This window comes from Streptomyces sp. NPDC001848 (assembly GCF_042891915.1).
Lineage (GTDB): Bacteria > Actinomycetota > Actinomycetes > Streptomycetales > Streptomycetaceae > Streptomyces.
The window spans coordinates 36039-55177 of the sequence record NZ_JBIATP010000023.1; the positions used below are offsets into that span (position 1 = coordinate 36039).

Sequence of the window (19139 nt, forward strand, 5' to 3'; positions counted from 1 at the left end):
TACCAGGACGCCCTGCGCCCTCCCGGCGGATGTCCGGCGTGCGCTTGCTCACGCGGCCCGACAGGTAGGGGATCTCCTACGTTTGACTAGTAGGAGATCTCCTACCTATTGTTCGTCCATGACCATCACGCACGCTTCCTTCGTCACCCTCCCCGTCGCCGACCAGGACCGCGCCCTGCGCTTCTACACCGACGTCCTCGGCTTCGAGGTCACCGCGGACCTGGACCTGCCGCAGGGGCGCTGGCTCCAGGTCGCTCCCGGGGGCGCCCAGACCGTCTTCACGCTCTCCGGGCCGGGAATGGGTGGTTTCGAGCCCGGCACCGCCCGGGGGATCATGTTGGTCACGACCGATGTCGACGCCGACTGCGCACGCCTGGCCGAGGCGGGGGTCTCCGTGCAGGGCCCGGACGACCTCCCCTGGGGCCGGATGGCGTCCTTCCGGGACCCCGACGGCAACGGTCTGATGCTGCTGACGGAGGCTCACGGATAGGAAGACCGGTATGACCACGACCGGGGTCGGGACGGACACCGCCGCCGCGGACCGCGTCTTCGCCGCGCTCGCGAACGCCACGCGCCGCGAGGTGCTGCGCCTGCTGCGGGAGAAGGGGCCGCAGCCCGTCCAGGCCCTGGCCGAGCACTTCGCCATGCGCCGCCCGAGTCTTTCGGAGCATCTGAAGGTGCTGCGCGAGGCGGGTCTCGTCGCCGAGCAGCGCTCCGGCCGGCAGCGCATCTACCGCCTGCGGGCCGCTCCGCTCGCCGAGGTGCAGGACTGGCTCCATCCGTACGAGCGGTTCTGGCGCGAGGCGCTGAAGGACCTCGGCGAACTCCTCGACCGGATGCCCGACGATGATCGGCCATGAGCACCGCAGACGACGATCTCACCACCGTCCGTGTCGAGCAGTTCCTGCCGCACCCGCCCGCAAAGGTCTGGCGGGCGCTCACCGAGCCCGCCCTGCTCGCCCAGTGGCAGATGCCCGGCAGTGAGAACTTCCGCCTGGAAGTCGGCCACCGCTACACGATGACCTCGGTGCCGCGGCCCAACGCGCGCTTCTCCGGCACCGTTGAGGTGCGGGTTCTCGCCTACGAACCCGAACGGATGCTGCGCGTCCGCTGGGCCGACGCCGACCCGGCCAATCCCTCGGACTGGACCATCACCTGGACACTGGAACAGGAAGGCCGCGGAACGCGTCTCTTCCTAGTGCACGAAGGGTTCGACCCGGACGACCCGGCACAGATGATGGCGCGGAAGATCATGCACGGGGGCTGGAGTTCGCATGTGATGCGGGCTCTGGGGCAGACGCTTGACCGACTGTAACCACACCGCAGTCGCGGCGTAGTCAAGGAACTGTAAAAGCTGTAACCGCAGGACCACCCCGCGTGCACGTGCATCTGCTCCTGCATCTGCACGTGAACGGGGCTATGATCCGGGGCAGTTGACCACTGCATCAATGGCCATACCAGCCACTGCACCACCCGGGGAGCGACCTGTGGACCACGACGTGTGCGACGTGGACGACGTGTACAACGGCATGGCTGCGACGGAACTGCAGGGAGTGGCCTGGCAGAAGAGCCGGCACAGCAACTCCCAGGGGTCGTGCGTGGAGTTCGCCCGGCTGCCCGGGGGAGAGGTGGCGGTGCGCAACTCGCGCTTCCCCGACGGGCCCGCGCTGGTCTACACCCGCGCGGAGATCGAGGCGATGCTGCTCGGCATCAAGGACGGCGAGTTCGACCATCTGATCGCGTGACGCGCCGCACCGGCGTGCGCCACCGGTGGATCACGGGAGTGATGGACGTCTTCCGGCGCGACGGGGCTCGATCGGTGGCGCGCTGAAACAGGGCCGGATCGGTGGCGCGTTGAAACGCGCTGGATCAGTGGCGCGTTGAAACCCGCGCGCACGCAACGAGCGCGCACGCAACGAGCGCAGGCCTGCGGCGCGCTGGGGCGCCACAGGCTGTAACACGCGTAGAACTCGGGCACCCGAAAGTGCCGCGGGACATCACTCAGGACACGCCTGTGCCGGTGGCAGCCGGAACAGCGCCCAGACCACCTTGCCGCTCAGCGTGCCCGCCAGCGGGTGCCAGCCCCAGCTGTCGGCGAACGACTCGACGAGGAACAGCCCGCGGCCCGACTCGGCCGAGAAGTCCTCGGAGTCGCCGGCGACCGGACTGTCGTGACTGGGGTCGCGCACGGCGCACACCAGACGCGTGGTCCAGCGCATCAGGTGCAGCCGCACCGGCGGGTCCTGCTCACAAGGGCGCTGGTGGGCGACGGGCAGGCCGTGGCGCAGTGCGTTGGTCACGAGTTCGGAGACCACGAGGCAGATGTCGTCGAAGCGCTCGCCCACATCCCACTGCCCGAGCGTGCTCCGGGCGAACCGCCGTGCCTCGCGCACCGCTTCGAGGCGGGCGGGCAGGGCACAGGAGGCGGCGCTGGACACGGCCGCGGGATCGAGCGGCGGAAGTCCCTGCCGTAAGGGCTCGAGCATGGTCGATCCATTCGTCCCCATGCGAGGCACTCCCGGGTGTTCGCGGTCGTGGCGATGCAGCGGTGGCGCGGAACCATGGTTTCGGATGAGCCAAGCAGATGCAAGGGCAGATGCACGTGCACGCGCCGGAATTGGACGCTCCCGTACCCTTTCCCCTTATTTCTTCAGCCACTTTCTTCCCTCTTGCTTGCCCTCCCTCATCTCTCCCTGCGCCTCATCTTTGACTCCTTTCCATTTCTGTAACCGCACGAGTACAGCTCGGAGTGTTTTAGTGGCAGACTGCGCGATCTGAAGGACGTTGGGGAGGCTGACGAAGTGAGCGCTGGGGACTCGAGCGGTTCGGTGGTGCGGCGCATTCTGCTGGGATCCCACCTCCGGCGCCTGCGGGAGGCGCGCGGCATCACCAGGGAGCAGGCCGGCTACTCGATCCGCGCCTCCGAGTCGAAGATCAGCCGCATGGAGTTGGGACGGGTGAGCTTCAAGACGCGGGATGTCGAGGACCTGTTGACGTTGTACGGGATCACCGACGAGGCCGAGCGCACGTCCCTGCTCTCCCTGGCGAAGGAGGCCAACGTCGCGGGCTGGTGGCACAGTTACTCGGACGTGCTGCCGAACTGGTTCCCGACCTACGTCGGTCTGGAGGGCGCGGCCCATCTGATCCGCTCCTACGAGGTCCAGTTCGTGCACGGCCTGCTGCAGACCGAGGCGTACGCGCACGCGGTGGTCTCCCGGGGCATGAAAGGCGCGAGCGCCGAGGACATCGACCGCCGGGTGGCGCTGCGTCTGGAGCGGCAGAAGTACCTCGTGTCCGAGAACGCCCCGCAGTTCCACGTCGTCCTCGACGAGGCCGCCCTGCGCCGCCCCTACGGCGACCGGCAGGTCATGCGCGGCCAGTTGCAGCATCTGATCGACATCTCCGAGCGCCCCAACGTACGGCTGCAGGTCATGCCGTTCAGCTTCGGCGGTCACTCCGGCGAGAGCGGCTCCTTCACGATCCTCAGTTTCTCCGAGTCCGACCTGTCCGACGTGGTGTACCTGGAGCAGCTCACCAGCGCGCTCTACCTGGACAAACGCGAGGACGTCGCCCAGTACGAGGCTGCGATGAAGGAGCTGCAGCAGGACAGCCCCGGCCCGGACGAGAGCCGTGATCTGCTGCGGGGGCTGCTCCAGCTTTCCTGAGAGTCTCACCGGGAGTATCCCCAGGAGCCCTCCAACTCCCAGCTGTCGCAAGTACGATGACGCGCATTCAGCCGTGACGTGAGCGCGGGTGCGGAAACGGGTGTCTGCTTCGGCTGCAAAGGGATTGAGGGATCACATGTCGTCGTCCTACTTCACCGATCTGGCTCGGCAGTACATCGGCGGTGAGTGGCGCCCGGGCACCGGCTCCTGGGACATCATCGACTTCAACCCGTACGACGGCGAGAAGCTGGCGTCGATCACGATAGCCACGGTCGAGGAGGTCGACGAGGCCTACCGGGCCGCCGCGGCCGCGCAGAAGGAGTGGGCCGCCACCAGCCCCTACGCGCGCCGCGCGGTGTTCGAGAAGGCGCTCGGGCTGCTGGGGGAACGCGAGGCGGAGATCACCGAGGCGATCATCGCCGAGCTGGGCGGGACACGGCTGAAGGCCGCTTTCGAGCTGCACCTCGCCAAGGAGTTCCTGCGGGAGTCGATGCAGCTGGCGCTGCGCCCCGAGGGCAAGATCCTTCCCTCGCCCGCCGACACCAAGGAGAACCGCCTCTACCGCGTGCCCGTCGGCGTCGTCGGCGTGATCAGTCCCTTCAACTTCCCGTTCCTGCTGGCGATCAAGTCCGTCGCCCCGGCGCTCGCGCTCGGCAACGGCGTCGTCCTCAAGCCGCACCAGGACACGCCGGTCGTCGGCGGCTCCCTGGTCGCCAGGATCTTCGAGGACGCGGGGCTCCCGGGCGGACTGCTCAACGTGGTGATCACCGACATAGCGGAGATAGGCGACGCGTTCCTCGAGCACCCGATCCCGAAGGTCATCTCCTTCACCGGCTCCGACAAGGTCGGCCGCCATGTCGCCACCGTCTGCGCCGCCCACTTCAAGCGCTCGGTCCTGGAACTCGGCGGCAACAGCGCGCTGGTGGTCCTGGACGACGCGGACGTCGACTACGCGGTGGACGCGGCCGTCTTCAGCCGGTACGTGCACCAGGGCCAGGTCTGCATGGCCGCCAACCGCGTCCTGGTGGACCGCTCGCTGCTGACGGAGTTCACCGAGAAGTTCGTCGCCAAGGTGAAGTCCCTGAAGGCGGGCGACCCGCGCGACGCGGAGACCGTCATCGGCCCGGTCATCAACTCCTCGCAGGCGGAGGCGATCACGGGCGTGGTGCGGCAGGCGATCACCGAGGGCGCCACGGCGCTGGTGCACGGCGCGACCACCGACAACCTGGTCGAGCCGACCGTCCTCACGGACCTCCCCGCCGGCTCGCCCATCCTGCGACAGGAGATCTTCGGCCCGGTCGCGCTCCTCATCCCCTTCGACGGCGAGGAGGAGGCCGTCCGCCTCGTCAACGACACCCCGTACGGCCTCAGCGGCGCCGTCCACACCGCCGACGTCGAGCGCGGTGTGGCCTTCGCCCAGCAGATCGACACGGGCATGTTCCACGTGAACGACGGCACGGTCCACGACGAGCCGCTGGTCCCGTTCGGCGGCGAGAAGAACTCGGGCATCGGCCGACTGAACGGTGAGACGACCCTGGACGCCTTCACCACGCTGAAGTGGATCTCCATCCAGCACGGGCGCAGCGCGTTCCCCTTCTGAATCCTGGCCGAACCCGCCGGGCCCTTGCGGACAGAACCTGACCGCAAGGGCTCGTAGCGTCTTCGGTGTCAGGGAGAACCGGACCGACGAGAGGCGGCGGCCATGGTCACGCACGTACGAGCCGAGGCGCAGGGGGACGAGCGAGGGGCGCTGCTGTCCTTCCTGGAAGAGCAGCGCGGTGGGATCCGCCGGGCGGTGCTGGGGCTGACGGAGGAGCAGGCCAGGACCCGCCCCAGCGCCAGTGAGCTGTCCCTGGGCGGCCTGCTGAAGCACGTCGCCGAGACCGAACAGACCTGGGTCGCCCGGGCCAAGGGAGAGCCGCCCGCGGTCAAGCGGGACCAGTCGAACTGGCACGAGTGCTTCCAGCTCCTCGACGGCGAGAGTGTCGCCTCGCAGCTCGCGTACTGGGAGAAGGTCGCGGCCGAGACGGAGGCGTTCGTCCGCGCGGTGCCGAGCCTAGACGACACCTTCCCGCTGCCGAACGACCCCTGGTTCCCGCCGGACGAGCGGGTCTCGATGCGCTGGCTGATGCTCCACCTGATCCGCGAGACGGCCCGGCACGCGGGGCACGCCGACATCATCCGGGAGTCCCTCGACGGGAAGACGGCGTTCGAACTGGTGGCCATGGCACAGGCGGGGTGAGCCCGGCCCGGCAGTGCTCGTGGGTGCCCCGGCCGGGATCCGGCGGGGCACCACGGCGAGCGACGGGCTCAGTGGTGGAAGCTCGTGGCCGCCTCCTTGTCGCGGGTCAGCGGGTGGGGCTGGCGCCTGAGTTCGGGCAGCAGGCGGGTCAGGTCCTCGAGGAACAGGTCGGCCAGGTCCGTCGAGAAGCCGTTGCGGCACACGACGCGCAGCACGGACAGGTCCTGCCGGTTGGCGGGGAAGGTGTACGCGGGCACCAGCCAGCCGTACTCGCGCAGCCGCCGCGAGACGTCGAAGACGTCGTACGCCGCCACGTCCGGCGCCGTCGTGAAGGCGAACACCGGCAGCTCGTCGCCGCGGGTGAGCAGCCGGAAGTCGCCGAGCGACGCCACCCGCTCGGCCAGCCCTCTGGCAACGTCCCGCGTTGTCTGCTGCACCGCCCGGTATCCCTCCCGGCCCAGCCGCAGGAACGTGTAGTACTGCGCGGCCACCTGTGCCCCGGGCCGGGAGAAGTTGAGCGCGAAGGTCGGCATGTCGCCGCCCAGGTAGTTGACGCGGAAGACGAGTTCCTCGGGCAGGGCCTCCTCGTCCCGCCACAGCGCCCAGCCCACGCCCGGGTAGACCAGCCCGTACTTGTGCCCGGAGGTGTTGATCGACGCGACCCTCGGCAGCCGGAAGTCCCATACCAGGTCCTCGTCGAGGAACGGCGCGACCATGGCCCCGGAGGCGCCGTCCACGTGCACGGGGATGTCCAGACCGGTGCGCTCCTGGAGGGCGTCCAGCGCCGCGCACAGCTCCGCGATCGGCTCGTAGGACCCGTCGAAGGTGGAGCCGAGGATGCCGACGACCCCGATCGTGTTCTCGTCGCACAGGTCCGCCGCGGCCTGCGGATCGATGTGGAACCGGTCGCCCTCCATGGGTACCTGGCGCGCCTCGACCTCCCAGAAGTTGCAGAACTTCTCCCAGCAGACCTGCACGTTCACGCCCATCACCAGGTTCGGACGGGCGTCCCTGGACGGGTAGCGGTCCGCGTTGCGCTGCGCCCAGCGCCGCTTCAGCGCCATCCCGGCGAGCATGCAGGCCTCACTCGACCCGGTCGTCGAACAGCCCACGGCCGCCTCCGGGTCCGGTGCGTTCCACAGATGGGCGAGCATCGCCACGCAGCGGCGTTCCAACTCGGCGGTGCGCGGGTACTCGTCCTTGTCGATCATGTTCTTGTCGCGGCACTCGTTCATCAGCACGCCGGCCTGGGGCTCCATCCAGGTGGTGACGAAGGTGGCCAGGTTCAGCCGGGAGTTGCCGTCCAGCATCAGCTCGTCGTGGACCAGCTGGTAGGCGGTCGTGGGCAGCATCGGCCCCTCGGGCAGCCGGTGCCTGGGCGGCGCCTCGGTCATCTCGACGACCGGATTGGCCTCCCCGTAGAAGGGGTTCATCGACCTCGGGCGCTCGTCGGGCCTTCCCGGACCTTTGTGGAGCGGCATGGCGTTGCGTCTCCCATCGCGTAGACGGAGCCGGTGACGCGTCGGTTTCCCTGTCCCCGGTCTCGCTGGTTCAACGAATCATGGTTCCGTCCGCGCTGAGGCGCATTCGCTTGCACCTCACGCGACGTGAGGGCCGAGGCTGGGGCGCGTACCCAGAAGGGAGCGGAAGTGAGCTACTCGGTGGGCCAGGTGGCCGGTTTCGCCGGCGTCACCGTGCGCACGCTGCACCACTACGACGAGATCGGCCTGCTCACCCCCGGTGAGCGCACCTACGCCGGTCATCGGCGCTACAGCGACGCCGACCTCGACCGGCTGCAACAGATCCTGTTCTACCGAGAGCTCGGCTTCCCGCTCGACGAGGTCGCCGCTCTGCTCGACGACCCGGACGCGGACCCGCGGGACCACCTGCGGCGCCAGCACGAACTGCTGACCGCCCGGATCGAGAAGCTGCAGAAGATGGCGGCGGCCGTGGAACACGCCATGGAGGCACGCAAGATGGGCATCAATCTCACGCCCGAGGAGAGGTTCGAGGTCTTCGGGGACAAGGACCCCTTCGACGAAAGATACGCCGAGGAGGTGCACCAGCGCTGGGGCACCACGGAGGCGTGGGCCGAGTCCCAGCGCCGCGCCGTCCGCTACACCAAGGAGGACTGGAAGCGCATCAAGGCCGAGGTCGATGACTGGCAGGAGCGGTACACCTCCCTGGTGGCCGCCGGTGTGCCGGCGTCCGGCGAGGCGGCCATGGACCTGGCCGAGGAGCACCGGCAGCACATGAGCAGGTGGTTCTTCGAGGTCCCGTACGAGATGCACCGGTGTCTCGCGGAGATGTACATCTCCGACGAGCGCTTCAAGGCCTACTACGACGCCATGCGCCCAGGCCTCGCGGAACACCTCAGGGACGCGATCGTGGCGAACGCGGCCCGCCACGAGGGGTAGGCGGCCAAGGGGGAGGGGACGCACAGCCGTGACCGAGTTCCCGCACAGTGCACCGCGGGGACACCGGGGGAACCTGCCGGGGACACTGTGCGTTGATAACTTTGTCCGGCCAGTGCCTGCGTGTCGGCCGCCCCAGGACGCCGTACGTCCCCTCACCCCTCAGGAGCCCGGAACCGTGACGACGCTTGCCCTCGGACCGAGCTGGCTGGATCCGAACAACCTGCTCAACTCGTTCGGGATCTGGGGTCTGCTCCTGGTGGTCTTCGCCGAGTCCGGCCTGCTCATCGGCTTCTTCCTGCCGGGTGACTCGCTGCTGTTCACCTGCGGTCTGCTGATCACCGCGGGCACGATGAAGTTCCCGCTGTGGGGGGCGATCGCCCTGATCTGCCTCGCCGCGATCCTGGGCGACCAGGCGGGCTACATGTTCGGCAGGAAGGTCGGCCCCTCGCTCTTCAGGCGCCCGGACTCCCGCCTCTTCAAGCAGGAGAACGTCACCAAGGCGCACGAGTTCTTCGAGAAGCACGGCCCGAAGTCCCTGGTGCTGGCCCGCTTCGTGCCCATCGTGCGCACGTTCACGCCGATCATCGCCGGCGTCAGCGGCATGAAGTACCGCTCGTTCCTGGTGTTCAACGTCATCGGCGGCGTCCTGTGGGGCGCGGGCGTCACGCTGCTGGGCTCCTGGCTGGGCAACGTGGAGTTCGTCCACAAGAACATCGAGCTGATCCTGATCCTGATCGTCCTCGTCTCGGTGATCCCGATCGTCATCGAGTTCCTGCGGGCGCGTTCCCAGTCGAAGAGGAACCCGCCGGAGCCCCAGCCCGAGCCCCAGCCCCAGGACCGGAACCAGCCCCAGCCCCCGGTCATGGACGACGCGACGACCCAGCTGCGCCGCATCCCCGCGGACCACCAGTACCCGCAGCAGTACGGCAACCAGAACCAGGGCTACGACTACCAGCAGTACCCGCAGCAGCAGTACGCCCAGGACCAGTACCCGCAGCAGCAGTACACCCAGGGCCAGTACCCCCAGGACCAGTACCCCCAGCAGTACGGACAGCAGGCCCCGCAGGAGTACCAGCAGCCCCAGCAGCAGTACCCGTACAACCAGGGCTACTAGGGCCGCTCGCGGTCTCCGACGCTCACCACCCGGCGGTGCTCCTCAGAACCCTCGAGTCCGCTTCGCCGCCCTGCGCCCCCCGGCGGACCCGAACCGCAGGAACAGCCGGGAGATCTCCGAACCCAGGTTCACCCCGATCGCGATGGCCATCGCCAGGGACACCGCGTTGGCCAGCGACACGAGGCCCTTGTCGACGTTGTTCTGGGCGATCGACAACAGCCCGAAGTAGGTGGCGGAGCCCGGCAGCAGCGGCCCGATCGCCGCGGTCGTGTACGGCAGCGCGGACGCGAACCGGTAGCGCGACAGCAGCTGCCCGAACAGGCCCACCAGCCCGGCCGCGACGGCCGTGGAGGCGACCGGCGACAGCCCGCCCGGGTAGTGCAGCGCGCCGTACACGCTCCATGCGACGCCGCCGTTGAGGGTCACCCACAGCACGGTGGACCGTTCCTGCTGGAGCAGTACCGCGAAGGTCAGCGACAGCAGCATCGACGCCATGATCTGCACGACCGGCCGCTCGGCCAGGTGCAGAGCCGCGTTCGGGTCGAGTTCGGCGCCCAGCTTCACTCCGAAGTAGAGGACCACCAGGACCCCGGCGACGATCCCGACGAAGAAGTACATGACCTCGAGCAGGCGCGCCGCGGCGGTGATGTAGAAGCCGGTCAGCCCGTCCTGCACGCCCGCCACCAGGGCCCGTCCGGGCAGCAGCGCGAACAGCCCACCGGTGATCACCGCGGAGGCGGCCACGGGGACATGCGCCAGCGTGAGCGCGACCCCGATCGCGGCCGGCGGCATCGCCGCCACCGTGAACTGGTAGAACTCCGGCAGCCCGCGCCCCGCGCACAGCCACGCCAGCCGGTCGCCGAGCATCGCGCCCAGCGCGGCCGCGACGAACACGATCAGATCACCGCCGACCAGCACGGACGCCGCACCGGCGAGCAGCCCGCTCGCCCCGGTCAGCGCCCAGCCGGGGTAGGGATGCCGGTTGCGGCGGATCTCGGCGAGCCGCCGGTAGGCGTCCTCCAGGGAGATCGACGTCTCCGGGTCGGTCAGGTCGTCCACGAGCCGGAACACGGCCTGCAGGCGGGTGTAGTCGGTGCCGCGGCGGCGTACCGTCCGCGAGGCCGACACGGGGTCGTCCACCAGGGACGGCTGGTAGGAGATCGACAGCAGCGTGAAGGTGACGTTCGGCTCGCAGCGGTCGAGGCCGTAGGACCGGCAGACCGCGAACATCGCCGCCTCCACGTCCTCGGCGCCCTCGCCGCCCGCCAGCAGCAGTTCGCCGATGCGCAGGGTCAGGTCGAGCACGCGCGGCACGGCGGGGCCCGACTCGCCGACCTTCTGCACGGGCTCCGGCGCCGGCCGCTCGGTCACCGGCATGCGCAGCATCGCGCGCATCCGGTCCTGCCAGGGCGCCTCCTTGGTGAGCCGCACCGCGGGTATCCCGGAGGGCGGTGTGAAGGCGGGCGGGGCGCTGCGGGCGCTGTACGTGCTCGGCGGGCTGAACGCCGACCCCTCCGGTTCGGCGACGGGCGGCTGCGGGACCTGGAGGCCCTGCGGCAGGGCGAATTCCGACGTCGTCTCGGAGTCGGCACCGGCCGCCGGCACCTCCAGGCCCTCGGGCACGGCGAACTCGGACGTCGTGGACGACTCCCCGCCGACCGCCGCCGGCGCGCCCACGCCCGCGGGCACGCTCGCGGGGACGGCGAAGTCCCGGGCCGTGGCGGACCCGCTGCCGCCTCGCCCGTCGGGCGCGAACACGCCCCTCGCCTCGTCCGACCGCGGCTTGCGGTCCTCCGCGTCCGGCTCCGCCACCTGCTTCTGCCTGCCCTTTCCTGCGCGCGTGTCCCGTAGGTACCTCCTGTGCGCCTCAGTATGCGCACGTACGCGAGCGGGCCGCGTCACCCGGAAGGGTCACGCGGCCCGCTGGAGGTCGGGAGCTGTCAGTGACCGCCGTGGTCCTTGAAGCGCTTGAGCGAACGCTCGATCTCGGCCTCGGCGTCCGCGCGGCCCACCCAGTCGGCGCCCTCGACGGACTTGCCGGGCTCCAGGTCCTTGTAGACCTCGAAGAAGTGCTGGATCTCCAGGCGGTCGAACTCCGAGACGTGGTGGATGTCCCGCAGGTGCTCCACGCGCGGGTCGGACGCCGGCACGCACAGCACCTTGTCGTCACCGCCCGCCTCGTCGGTCATCCGGAACATGCCGATGGCGCGGCACTTGATGAGGCAGCCGGGGAAGGTCGGCTCCTCCAGGATGACCAGTGCGTCCAGCGGGTCGCCGTCCTCACCCAGGGTGTTCTCCACGAAGCCGTAGTCGGCCGGGTAGCTGGTCGAGGTGAAGAGTCGACGGTCGAGGCGGATACGACCGGTCTCGTGGTCCACCTCGTACTTGTTCCGCGAACCCTTCGGGATCTCGATCGTGACGTCGAACTCCACCGGTGGCTCCTCCATGATCAACACATAGTTCTGGTGGTTAAGTGTCCCTCACGCAGGAGTGTGATCGCGAAAGGGGCTGGTGGTCGTGCCGGAGCTGGGGCCTTGGCGGGCCGCGGGACCACGTCTCGTACGGGTCGCGCAGGCCGTGAAACCGCACCTCAGGCGCCTGGCCCGGACCATGGAACCCCGCGCTCGGAGCATCACCGAAGCCACCCGACCCGGTGTGACACGAATCACGGGGGTGGTGAAACCGCACGTCGCACGGATCGCGCGCGCCGTACGCCCGCCCTCCGGGAGGCTGACCACCCCACAGCTGGCGGCCGTCGCCGCCACCGTGGGTCTCGCGCTCGCGGCCGGGGCCGTGACCGCCGCCGGTCCCTGGGACTCCTCCGGCCAGCGTACGGCCGAGCGCGACCTCGCCGCAGCGTGGGACCGTGAGGGTGGCACAGATCACGGGGCCGGTACGACGGCGGACGCACCCGCTCCCGCCCCGAGCGCAGCCGCCGTGCTCATCGCCCTCGGCGGCGCCACCACCAAATCCGCCCCCGGCGACAAGCCCCTCGCCGCGGTACTCGACCCGCTCCTGCGCGATCCCTCCCTCGGCACCCGGCGCAGCGCCGCCGTCGTCGACGTGACCGGCGGCAAGCGCCTGTACGCCAAGGGCCCGGACGACGCGCTGACCCCCGCCTCCACCACGAAGATCGCCACCGCCGTCGCCGCACTCTCCGCGGCGGGCGCCGACCACCGCTTCACCACGCGCGCGGCGCTGGAGCCCGGCGGCGACCACCTGGTGCTGGTCGGCGGCGGCGACCCGACGCTGACCGCCCGGAAGGAGGCCGGGGGCTGGGCGAGCCTGCGCACCCTGGCCGACGGCACCGCCGCCGCCCTCAAGAGGCGCCACCTGACCTCGGTGACCCTCTCGTACGACACCTCCCTGTTCACTGGCCCGGACCTGCACTCCATCGGCGTCAACGACAACCTCGCTCCGGTCACCGCCCTGATGGTCGACGAGGGCCGCACGGACGACACCTCCAGCGGGCCGGCCCCGCGCGGTACGGACCCGGCGGCCGACGCGGCCCGCACGTTCGCCCGGCTGCTCCAGGGCCACGGCATCAAGACCTCACAGCCCGGCCCGGCGAAGGCCACGGCCCGCGCCGAGGCGCTGGCCTCCGTGCAGTCGCCGCCCCTGTCCGCGGTCGTCGAGCGGATGCTCACCAACAGCGACAACGACATCGCCGAGGCCCTCGCCCGCCAGACCGCCCTCGCCACCGGTGGTGCGCCGAGTTTCGACGGGGGCGCGGCCGCGATCACCGGCCGGTTGAAGAAGCTGGGCCTCCCGGTCGACGGCGCGCAGTTCCACGACGGCAGTGGCCTCGACCGCGACGACAAGCTGACCGCTGACCTGCTGACGGCCCTGCTGGCGACCGCCGCCGCCCCGTCGCACCCCGAGCTGCGCGCCGTCCTGACGGGCCTGCCGGTGGCGGGCTTCACGGGCACCCTCAGCGACCGCTACGCGGACGCCGCCGAGCGCTCGGGAGTCGGCCTCGTGCGCGCCAAGACGGGCTCCCTGACCGGCGTCAACACCCTCGCCGGAACGGTGGTGGACGCGGACGGTCACCTTTTGGCGTTCGCGTTCCTCACGGAAGGCTCGATGGACCAGACGACGGCGAGAACGGCCCTGGACCACACGGCGGCGGCCCTGGCGTCCTGCGGCTGCAGCTGACCGCTGCGCCCACCCCACCGGGCACTGCCCGACCACGGCTCGGCCCAGGCCAACCTCGGTCGACCCTGCCCCCAGCGGCGGCGCTCACGTACCGTTGACACATGACGAGCATCGGTGGTGCCGGATCTCCTGGGATGGTCGACTGGAATCTCGCGGTGGCGACCGCGACCCGGCTCGTGCGGCCGGGCCCCGAAGTGAGCCGCGACGAGGCCCGGGCCGTCGTCGCCGAGCTGCGCCGCCACGCGAAGGCCTCGGAGGAACATGTCCGGGGCTTTACTCGTATGGGCGAAGAGGGCGTGCACGACACCCCCGTCCTCGTCGTCGACCGCCCCGGCTGGGTCCGGGCGAACGTCGCCGGGTTCCGGGAGCTCCTCAAGCCCCTCCTCGACAAGTTGTCGCAGCGCCGTGGCAACACGCCCGGCGGGGCCGTCCTCGGCGCCGTCGGCGGCAAGGTCACCGGCGTGGAAGTGGGCATGCTGCTGTCGTTCCTGTCCAGCCGGGTGCTCGGCCAGTACGAGACGTTCGCCCCGCCCACCCGCGAGCTGCCCGCGGGCGAGAACGGCGGTGGCCGCCTGCTGCTGGTCGCGCCGAACATCGTGCACGTCGAGCGCGAGCTGGACGTGGAGCCGCACGACTTCCGCCTCTGGGTCTGTCTGCACGAGGAGACGCACCGCACGCAGTTCACCGCGGTGCCCTGGCTGCGCGACCACCTGGAGGGCGAGATCCAGTCGTTCCTGGGGGAGACCGACATCGATCCCATGACCGTCCTGGAGCGCATCAGGGAGGCCGTCCAGTCGCTCGCCGGGGGCCGACCGGAGGGCGAGGAGGGTGACGAGGGGCGCTCCCTCGTGGAGCTCGTGCAGACGCCCGCCCAGCGGGAGATCCTCGGCCGGCTCACCGCGGTGATGTCGCTCCTGGAGGGTCATGCCGACTTCGTGATGGACGGCGTCGGGCCGGAGGTCGTCCCGAGCGTCGCCGAGATCCGCGAGAAGTTCCAGCAGCGCCGCGCGAGGGGCGCCTCCCGCCTGGACCTCGCCCTGCGCAAGCTGCTGGGTCTGGACGCCAAGCTCAGGCAGTACCGTGACGGCGAGCGGTTCGTGCGCGCGGTCGTCGAGCAGGTCGGCATGGACGGCTTCAACCGTGTGTGGACCTCCCCGAACACGCTCCCGACGAAGGCGGAGATCGCCAAACCGGCGGACTGGGTCGCACGGGTGCACCGGAGGGCGGAATCGTGAACCCGGAGTGCGGAGTCAGGTATCCGGAGTGAAGTAATCCGGCCGTAGGCAGGTGAACGCTCCGCCAATCACCCGTCCGAGGGACCGTGAGGCTGGGACAGGCGTGCAATGCTCGGGGAACCGCCCGTTTCTGTCACCATCTACATACTCTGAGTGACCGGCTTCGGGCTCACCCCCCGACACAACTTCATGAAGGGAACCGGACATGGGTCCCCATCCCGCGGTCGCGGCGATACGCCTGGCGGTCCGCCGCGTCCTCCACGACATCCTCACCGAGCAGACCGCCGAGCGGCCGAGAGAGCACACGGCCACCGGCCGCCCGCCCCACGAGCGCCCGTCCGCGCCGCTCGTGCTCGTGGCGTGCTCGGGCGGCGCCGACTCCATGGCGCTCGCCTCCGCCCTCGCCTTCGAAGCCCCCAAGCTGGGCATCGCCGCCGGCGGCATCACCGTCGACCACGGGCTGCAGCCCGGCTCCGACCTGCGCGCCGCCGATGTCGTCCTGCGCCTGCGCGAGCTGGGCCTCGACCCCGTCGAGTCCGTCGCCGTCACCGTCGGCCGTGACGGAGGACCCGAGGCCGCCGCCCGCGACGCGCGCTACGCCGCCCTGGACGCCGCCGCCGACCGCCTCGGCGCCACCGCGATCCTCCTCGGGCACACCCGGGACGACCAGGCCGAGACCGTCCTGCTGGGCCTCGCCCGCGGCTCCGGCATCCGCTCCCTGTCCGGGATGGCCGCGGTCTCGGGGACCGGCGGCCGCTACCGCCGCCCCTTCCTCCACATCGACCGGCAGACCGCCCGCAAGGCCTGCATGGCCCAGTCCCTGCCCGTCTGGGACGACCCGCACAACACCGACCCCGCCTACACCCGCTCCCGGCTCCGCCACGAGGGTCTGCCCGCCCTGGAGAAGGCGCTCGGCAAAGGCGTCGTCGAAGCCCTCGCCCGTACGGCGCAGCTCTCCCGCGACGACGCCGACGCCCTCGACGCCTGGGCCGGCCAGGCGGAGGCCTCCGTCCGCGACGCCTCCGGGCTCCTGGAGTGCGCCAAGCTCTACGCCCTGCCGCCGGCCGTCCGCCGCCGCATCCTGCGCCGCGCCGCCATCGAGGCCGGAGCCCCGGCCGGCTCCCTCTTCGCCCGGCACATCGAGGAGGTCGACCGGCTGATCACCGGCTGGCGGGGCCAGGGAGCCATCAATCTCCCGGGCAAAGTCGTCGCCCAGCGGCAGGGTGGCAGACTGGTGATTCGGCAAGGCTGAGAACACGCCCCCTGCGGGAGGCGCCCGGCCGCCCCTCGGGGGGCCGGTCAGCCACGCGAGCGGGCCAAGGGGCGCGCCGCTGTCGCGAGGAAGAGTGCGGGCACGCCGCGAGGGCTGTAGTCGTCATGCGGCTGCGCGGCGCGGGTGACCGGCCGCGGTCGGCCTCGCCTCGACGGCGGCACGGCGCCCTGGACGCGTGCGAGCAATCGAAGCGGCGGGACGACCGAAAGTGATGCGGGTGGACGCGAAAGACATGGGTGCCGACCTCAAGCAGGTGCTCATCACCAAGGAAGAGATCGACACGAAGCTGGCCGAGCTGGCCGCGAAGATCGACGCGGAGTACGCGGGCAAGGACCTGCTGATCGTCGGTGTTCTCAAGGGCGCGGTGATGGTCATGGCCGACCTCGCCCGGGCGCTGTCCACCCCCGTCACCATGGACTGGATGGCCGTGTCCTCCTACGGCGCGGGAACGCAGTCCTCCGGAGTCGTACGGATCCTCAAGGACCTCGACACCGACATCAAGGGCAAGCACGTCCTGATCGTCGAGGACATCATCGACTCCGGGCTGACCCTGTCCTGGCTGATCAACAACCTCGGCTCCCGCGAGCCCGCCTCCCTGAAGGTGTGCACGCTGCTGCGCAAGCCGGACGCCGCCAAGGTCGCCATCGACGTGGAGTGGGTCGGGTTCGACATCCCGAACGAATTCGTCGTGGGCTACGGCCTCGACTACGCGGAGAAGTACCGCAACCTCCCGTTCGTCGGTACTCTCGCGCCCCACGTCTACGGCGGCTGAACCCTCCCGCGAACCGGCGCTCCCGGCCGCCCGCGCGGCGGCCGGTTCCCGGATTCGGGGTCTTTGTAAGACGTTCGGGAACCACAACGGGTTTCACGCCGTTGGAGATGCGAGGGCGGTATTGCCGGCAGTCCCCTGCGGCTGAGGGTGGCGATCCTGGGGTACCGTCGGAAGAACTGTTTTTATCAAACTCACTATGGCAGGAGGGACGGGGCGGCACCGCTCCGTATGGATGGACGTGAAGCGATACTTCCGTGGGCCGGTCATGTGGATCGTGCTGGCCGTCCTTGCCGTGGTCGTGTTGATGCAGGTCGTCGGCTCCTCGGGCGGCTACAAAACGGTGGACACCGGCAAGGTCGTCCAGGCGATCGACAACAACCAGGTCGAGTCCGCCAAGCTGACCACCGGCGACGAGCAGGTCATCAAGGTCTCGCTCAAGGACGGCGTCAAGGTCGACGGCAGCGACAAGATCCAGGCGAGCTACATCGGCGACCAGGGCACGAGCCTGGCCACCACTCTGCAGAACAAGTACGAGAACAAGCAGATCCCGAAGGGCTACACGGTCTCGCCGTCCAAGCAGAACCCCTTCGTCGGCATCCTGCTCTCCCTGCTGCCCTTCGTCCTGATCGTGGTTGTCTTCCTGTTCCTGATGAACCAGATGCAGGGCGGCGGCTCCCGGGTGATGAACTTCGGCAAGTCGAAGGCGAAGCTCATCACCAAGGACACCCCGAAGACGACGTTCTCGGACGTCGCGGGTGCGGACGAGGCGGTCGAGGAGCTCCAGGAGATCAAGGAGTTCCTGCAGGAGCCGGCCAAGTTCCAGGCCGTCGGTGCGAAGATCCCCAAGGGTGTGCTGCTCTACGGCCCGCCCGGTACCGGTAAGACGCTGCTCGCGCGTGCCGTCGCCGGTGAGGCGGGGGTCCCGTTCTACTCGATCTCGGGTTCGGACTTCGTCGAGATGTTCGTCGGTGTCGGTGCCTCCCGGGTCCGGGACCTGTTCGAGCAGGCCAAGGCGAACGCACCGGCGATCGTCTTCGTCGACGAGATCGACGCGGTCGGCCGCCACCGCGGCGCCGGCCTCGGCGGTGGCCACGACGAGCGCGAGCAGACGCTGAACCAGCTGCTCGTCGAGATGGACGGCTTCGACGTCAAGGGCGGCGTGATCCTCATCGCGGCCACGAACCGCCCCGACATCCTCGACCCGGCCCTCCTGCGTCCCGGCCGCTTCGACCGTCAGATCGCGGTCGACCGCCCGGACATGCAGGGCCGTCTGGAGATCCTCAAGGTCCACCAGAAGGGCAAGCCGGTCGCCCCGGACGTCGACCTGTCGGCCGTCGCCCGCCGCACCCCCGGCATGACCGGTGCCGACCTCGCCAACGTCCTGAACGAGGCCGCGCTGCTGACGGCCCGCAGCGACAAGAAGCTGATCGACAACCGGATGCTGGACGAGGCGATCGACCGCGTGGTCGCGGGCCCGCAGAAGCGGACCCGGATCATGTCCGACAAGGAGAAGAAGATCACCGCGTACCACGAGGGCGGCCACGCCCTGGTCGCGGCGGCCTCACCGAACTCCGACCCGGTCCACAAGATCACGATCCTGTCCCGCGGTCGCGCCCTCGGCTACACGATGGTCCTCCCGGACGAGGACAAGTACTCCACGACCCGCAACGAGATGCTGGACCAGCTGGCCTACATGCTGGGCGGCCGTGCGGCCGAGGAGCTCGTCTTCCACGACCCGACCACCGGTGCCGCGAACGACATCGAGAAGGCCACCAACCTGGCCCGCGCGATGGTCACGCAGTACGGCATGACCGAGCGCCTCGGTGCGATCAAGTTCGGCAGCGACGGCAGCGAGCCGTTCCTCGGCCGTGAGATGTCTCACCAGCGCGACTACTCGGAAGAGGTCGCCGCTCTGGTGGACGAGGAAGTCAAGAAGCTCATCGAGACGGCGCACAACGAGGCCTGGGAGATCCTGGTCGAGAACCGCGACGTCCTCGACAACCTCGTCCTGGCCCTGCTGGAGAAGGAGACCCTGGGCAAGGAGGAGATCGCCGAGATCTTCGCCCCCGTGGTCAAGCGGCCGCCGCGGCCCGCCTGGACCGGTTCCTCGCGCCGCACGCCGTCCACCCGCCCGCCGGTGCTCTCCCCGAAGGAACTCGCACTGACGAACGGCGCCAACGGCGCCACCCCGGCGATCGCGAACGCCACGGAGTCCGTCCAGACGGAAAAGGCTCCCGAGGACCGTCGCGACAGCTGACCAAGGGGT

At 69.9% G+C, this 19139-nt stretch carries 18 protein-coding genes; 14 read left to right on the forward strand and 4 right to left on the reverse strand.

Going from position 1 to position 19139, the window contains the following annotated elements:
- Positions 1–118 precede the first annotated feature (118 nt).
- The 4 genes from ACFYZJ_RS34450 (at position 119) to ACFYZJ_RS34465 (ending at position 1745) form a co-directional block, all read left to right on the forward strand.
- Positions 119–490 carry a VOC family protein gene (locus ACFYZJ_RS34450; RefSeq protein WP_388574922.1) on the forward strand — a complete coding sequence of 124 codons (372 nt, stop codon included), beginning with the start codon at positions 119–121 and terminating at the stop codon, positions 488–490.
- 10 nt (positions 491–500) lie between these two features.
- Positions 501–860 carry an ArsR/SmtB family transcription factor gene (locus ACFYZJ_RS34455; protein WP_388574925.1) on the forward strand — a complete coding sequence of 120 codons (360 nt, stop codon included), beginning with the start codon at positions 501–503 and terminating at the stop codon, positions 858–860.
- Positions 857–1315: an SRPBCC domain-containing protein gene (locus tag ACFYZJ_RS34460; protein ID WP_388574928.1), complete on the forward strand. Its 459-nt coding sequence runs from the start codon at positions 857–859 to the stop codon at positions 1313–1315. Before ACFYZJ_RS34455 ends, ACFYZJ_RS34460 begins: the two co-directional genes overlap by 4 nt.
- Positions 1316–1487: 172 nt before the next feature.
- On the forward strand, positions 1488–1745 hold the full coding sequence (locus ACFYZJ_RS34465) for a DUF397 domain-containing protein (protein WP_388574931.1): 258 nt from the start codon (positions 1488–1490) through the stop codon (positions 1743–1745).
- A 252-nt stretch (positions 1746–1997) separates the two neighbouring features.
- Here ACFYZJ_RS34465 and ACFYZJ_RS34470 read toward each other — a convergent pair whose 3' ends face one another.
- Positions 1998–2486, reverse strand: coding sequence for an ATP-binding protein (locus ACFYZJ_RS34470; RefSeq protein ID WP_388574933.1), 489 nt, complete (start codon positions 2484–2486; stop codon positions 1998–2000).
- Between the two features lie 342 nt (positions 2487–2828).
- On the opposite strand from ACFYZJ_RS34470, the gene ACFYZJ_RS34475 reads away from it, so the two are divergent.
- The 3 genes from ACFYZJ_RS34475 (at position 2829) to ACFYZJ_RS34485 (ending at position 5907) form a co-directional block, all read left to right on the forward strand.
- Entirely contained in the window at positions 2829–3665 is an 837-nt protein-coding gene (locus ACFYZJ_RS34475) for a helix-turn-helix domain-containing protein (protein ID WP_388575087.1), read from the forward strand.
- A 136-nt stretch (positions 3666–3801) separates the two neighbouring features.
- Positions 3802–5265 carry an aldehyde dehydrogenase family protein gene (locus tag ACFYZJ_RS34480; RefSeq protein WP_388574936.1) on the forward strand — a complete coding sequence of 488 codons (1464 nt, stop codon included), beginning with the start codon at positions 3802–3804 and terminating at the stop codon, positions 5263–5265.
- Positions 5266–5367: 102 nt separating this feature from the next.
- Positions 5368–5907, forward strand: coding sequence for a DinB family protein (locus ACFYZJ_RS34485; RefSeq protein WP_388574939.1), 540 nt, complete (start codon positions 5368–5370; stop codon positions 5905–5907).
- Positions 5908–5975: 68 nt separating this feature from the next.
- Here ACFYZJ_RS34485 and ACFYZJ_RS34490 read toward each other — a convergent pair whose 3' ends face one another.
- On the reverse strand, positions 5976–7388 hold the full coding sequence (locus ACFYZJ_RS34490; RefSeq protein ID WP_388574941.1) for a glutamate decarboxylase: 1413 nt from the start codon (positions 7386–7388) through the stop codon (positions 5976–5978).
- 168 nt (positions 7389–7556) lie between these two features.
- Between ACFYZJ_RS34490 and ACFYZJ_RS34495 the strand changes: the two genes are divergently transcribed.
- Together ACFYZJ_RS34495 and ACFYZJ_RS34500 are read left to right on the forward strand one after the other, a co-directional pair.
- The gene (locus tag ACFYZJ_RS34495; protein WP_388574943.1) at positions 7557–8324 is read left to right on the forward strand and encodes a MerR family transcriptional regulator; all 768 of its coding nucleotides are present in this window, start codon (positions 7557–7559) and stop codon (positions 8322–8324) included.
- 175 nt (positions 8325–8499) lie between these two features.
- Positions 8500–9438: a DedA family protein gene (locus ACFYZJ_RS34500; protein WP_388574946.1), complete on the forward strand. Its 939-nt coding sequence runs from the start codon at positions 8500–8502 to the stop codon at positions 9436–9438.
- Positions 9439–9480: 42 nt separating this feature from the next.
- Here ACFYZJ_RS34500 and ACFYZJ_RS34505 read toward each other — a convergent pair whose 3' ends face one another.
- Both ACFYZJ_RS34505 and ACFYZJ_RS34510 read right to left on the reverse strand, forming a co-directional pair.
- The gene (locus ACFYZJ_RS34505; protein WP_388575090.1) at positions 9481–11127 is read right to left on the reverse strand and encodes a threonine/serine exporter ThrE family protein; all 1647 of its coding nucleotides are present in this window, start codon (positions 11125–11127) and stop codon (positions 9481–9483) included.
- 251 nt (positions 11128–11378) lie between these two features.
- Complete coding sequence (locus ACFYZJ_RS34510) at positions 11379–11870, reverse strand: inorganic diphosphatase (protein WP_388574948.1); 492 nt, start codon at positions 11868–11870, stop codon at positions 11379–11381.
- Between the two features lie 79 nt (positions 11871–11949).
- Between ACFYZJ_RS34510 and dacB the strand changes: the two genes are divergently transcribed.
- From dacB to ftsH, 5 genes are all read left to right on the forward strand, one after another.
- Positions 11950–13593, forward strand: coding sequence for a D-alanyl-D-alanine carboxypeptidase/D-alanyl-D-alanine-endopeptidase (gene dacB, locus ACFYZJ_RS34515; protein WP_388574951.1), 1644 nt, complete (start codon positions 11950–11952; stop codon positions 13591–13593).
- 101 nt (positions 13594–13694) lie between these two features.
- The gene (locus tag ACFYZJ_RS34520; protein ID WP_388574954.1) at positions 13695–14828 is read left to right on the forward strand and encodes a zinc-dependent metalloprotease; all 1134 of its coding nucleotides are present in this window, start codon (positions 13695–13697) and stop codon (positions 14826–14828) included.
- 205 nt (positions 14829–15033) lie between these two features.
- Positions 15034–16080 carry a tRNA lysidine(34) synthetase TilS gene (gene tilS, locus ACFYZJ_RS34525; RefSeq protein ID WP_388574956.1) on the forward strand — a complete coding sequence of 349 codons (1047 nt, stop codon included), beginning with the start codon at positions 15034–15036 and terminating at the stop codon, positions 16078–16080.
- 232 nt (positions 16081–16312) lie between these two features.
- Positions 16313–16873 carry a hypoxanthine phosphoribosyltransferase gene (gene hpt / locus ACFYZJ_RS34530; RefSeq protein ID WP_388575093.1) on the forward strand — a complete coding sequence of 187 codons (561 nt, stop codon included), beginning with the start codon at positions 16313–16315 and terminating at the stop codon, positions 16871–16873.
- 232 nt (positions 16874–17105) lie between these two features.
- Positions 17106–19130, forward strand: a complete 2025-nt coding sequence (gene ftsH, locus ACFYZJ_RS34535) for an ATP-dependent zinc metalloprotease FtsH (RefSeq protein ID WP_388574959.1) — start codon at positions 17106–17108, stop codon at positions 19128–19130.
- Positions 19131–19139 lie beyond the last annotated feature (9 nt).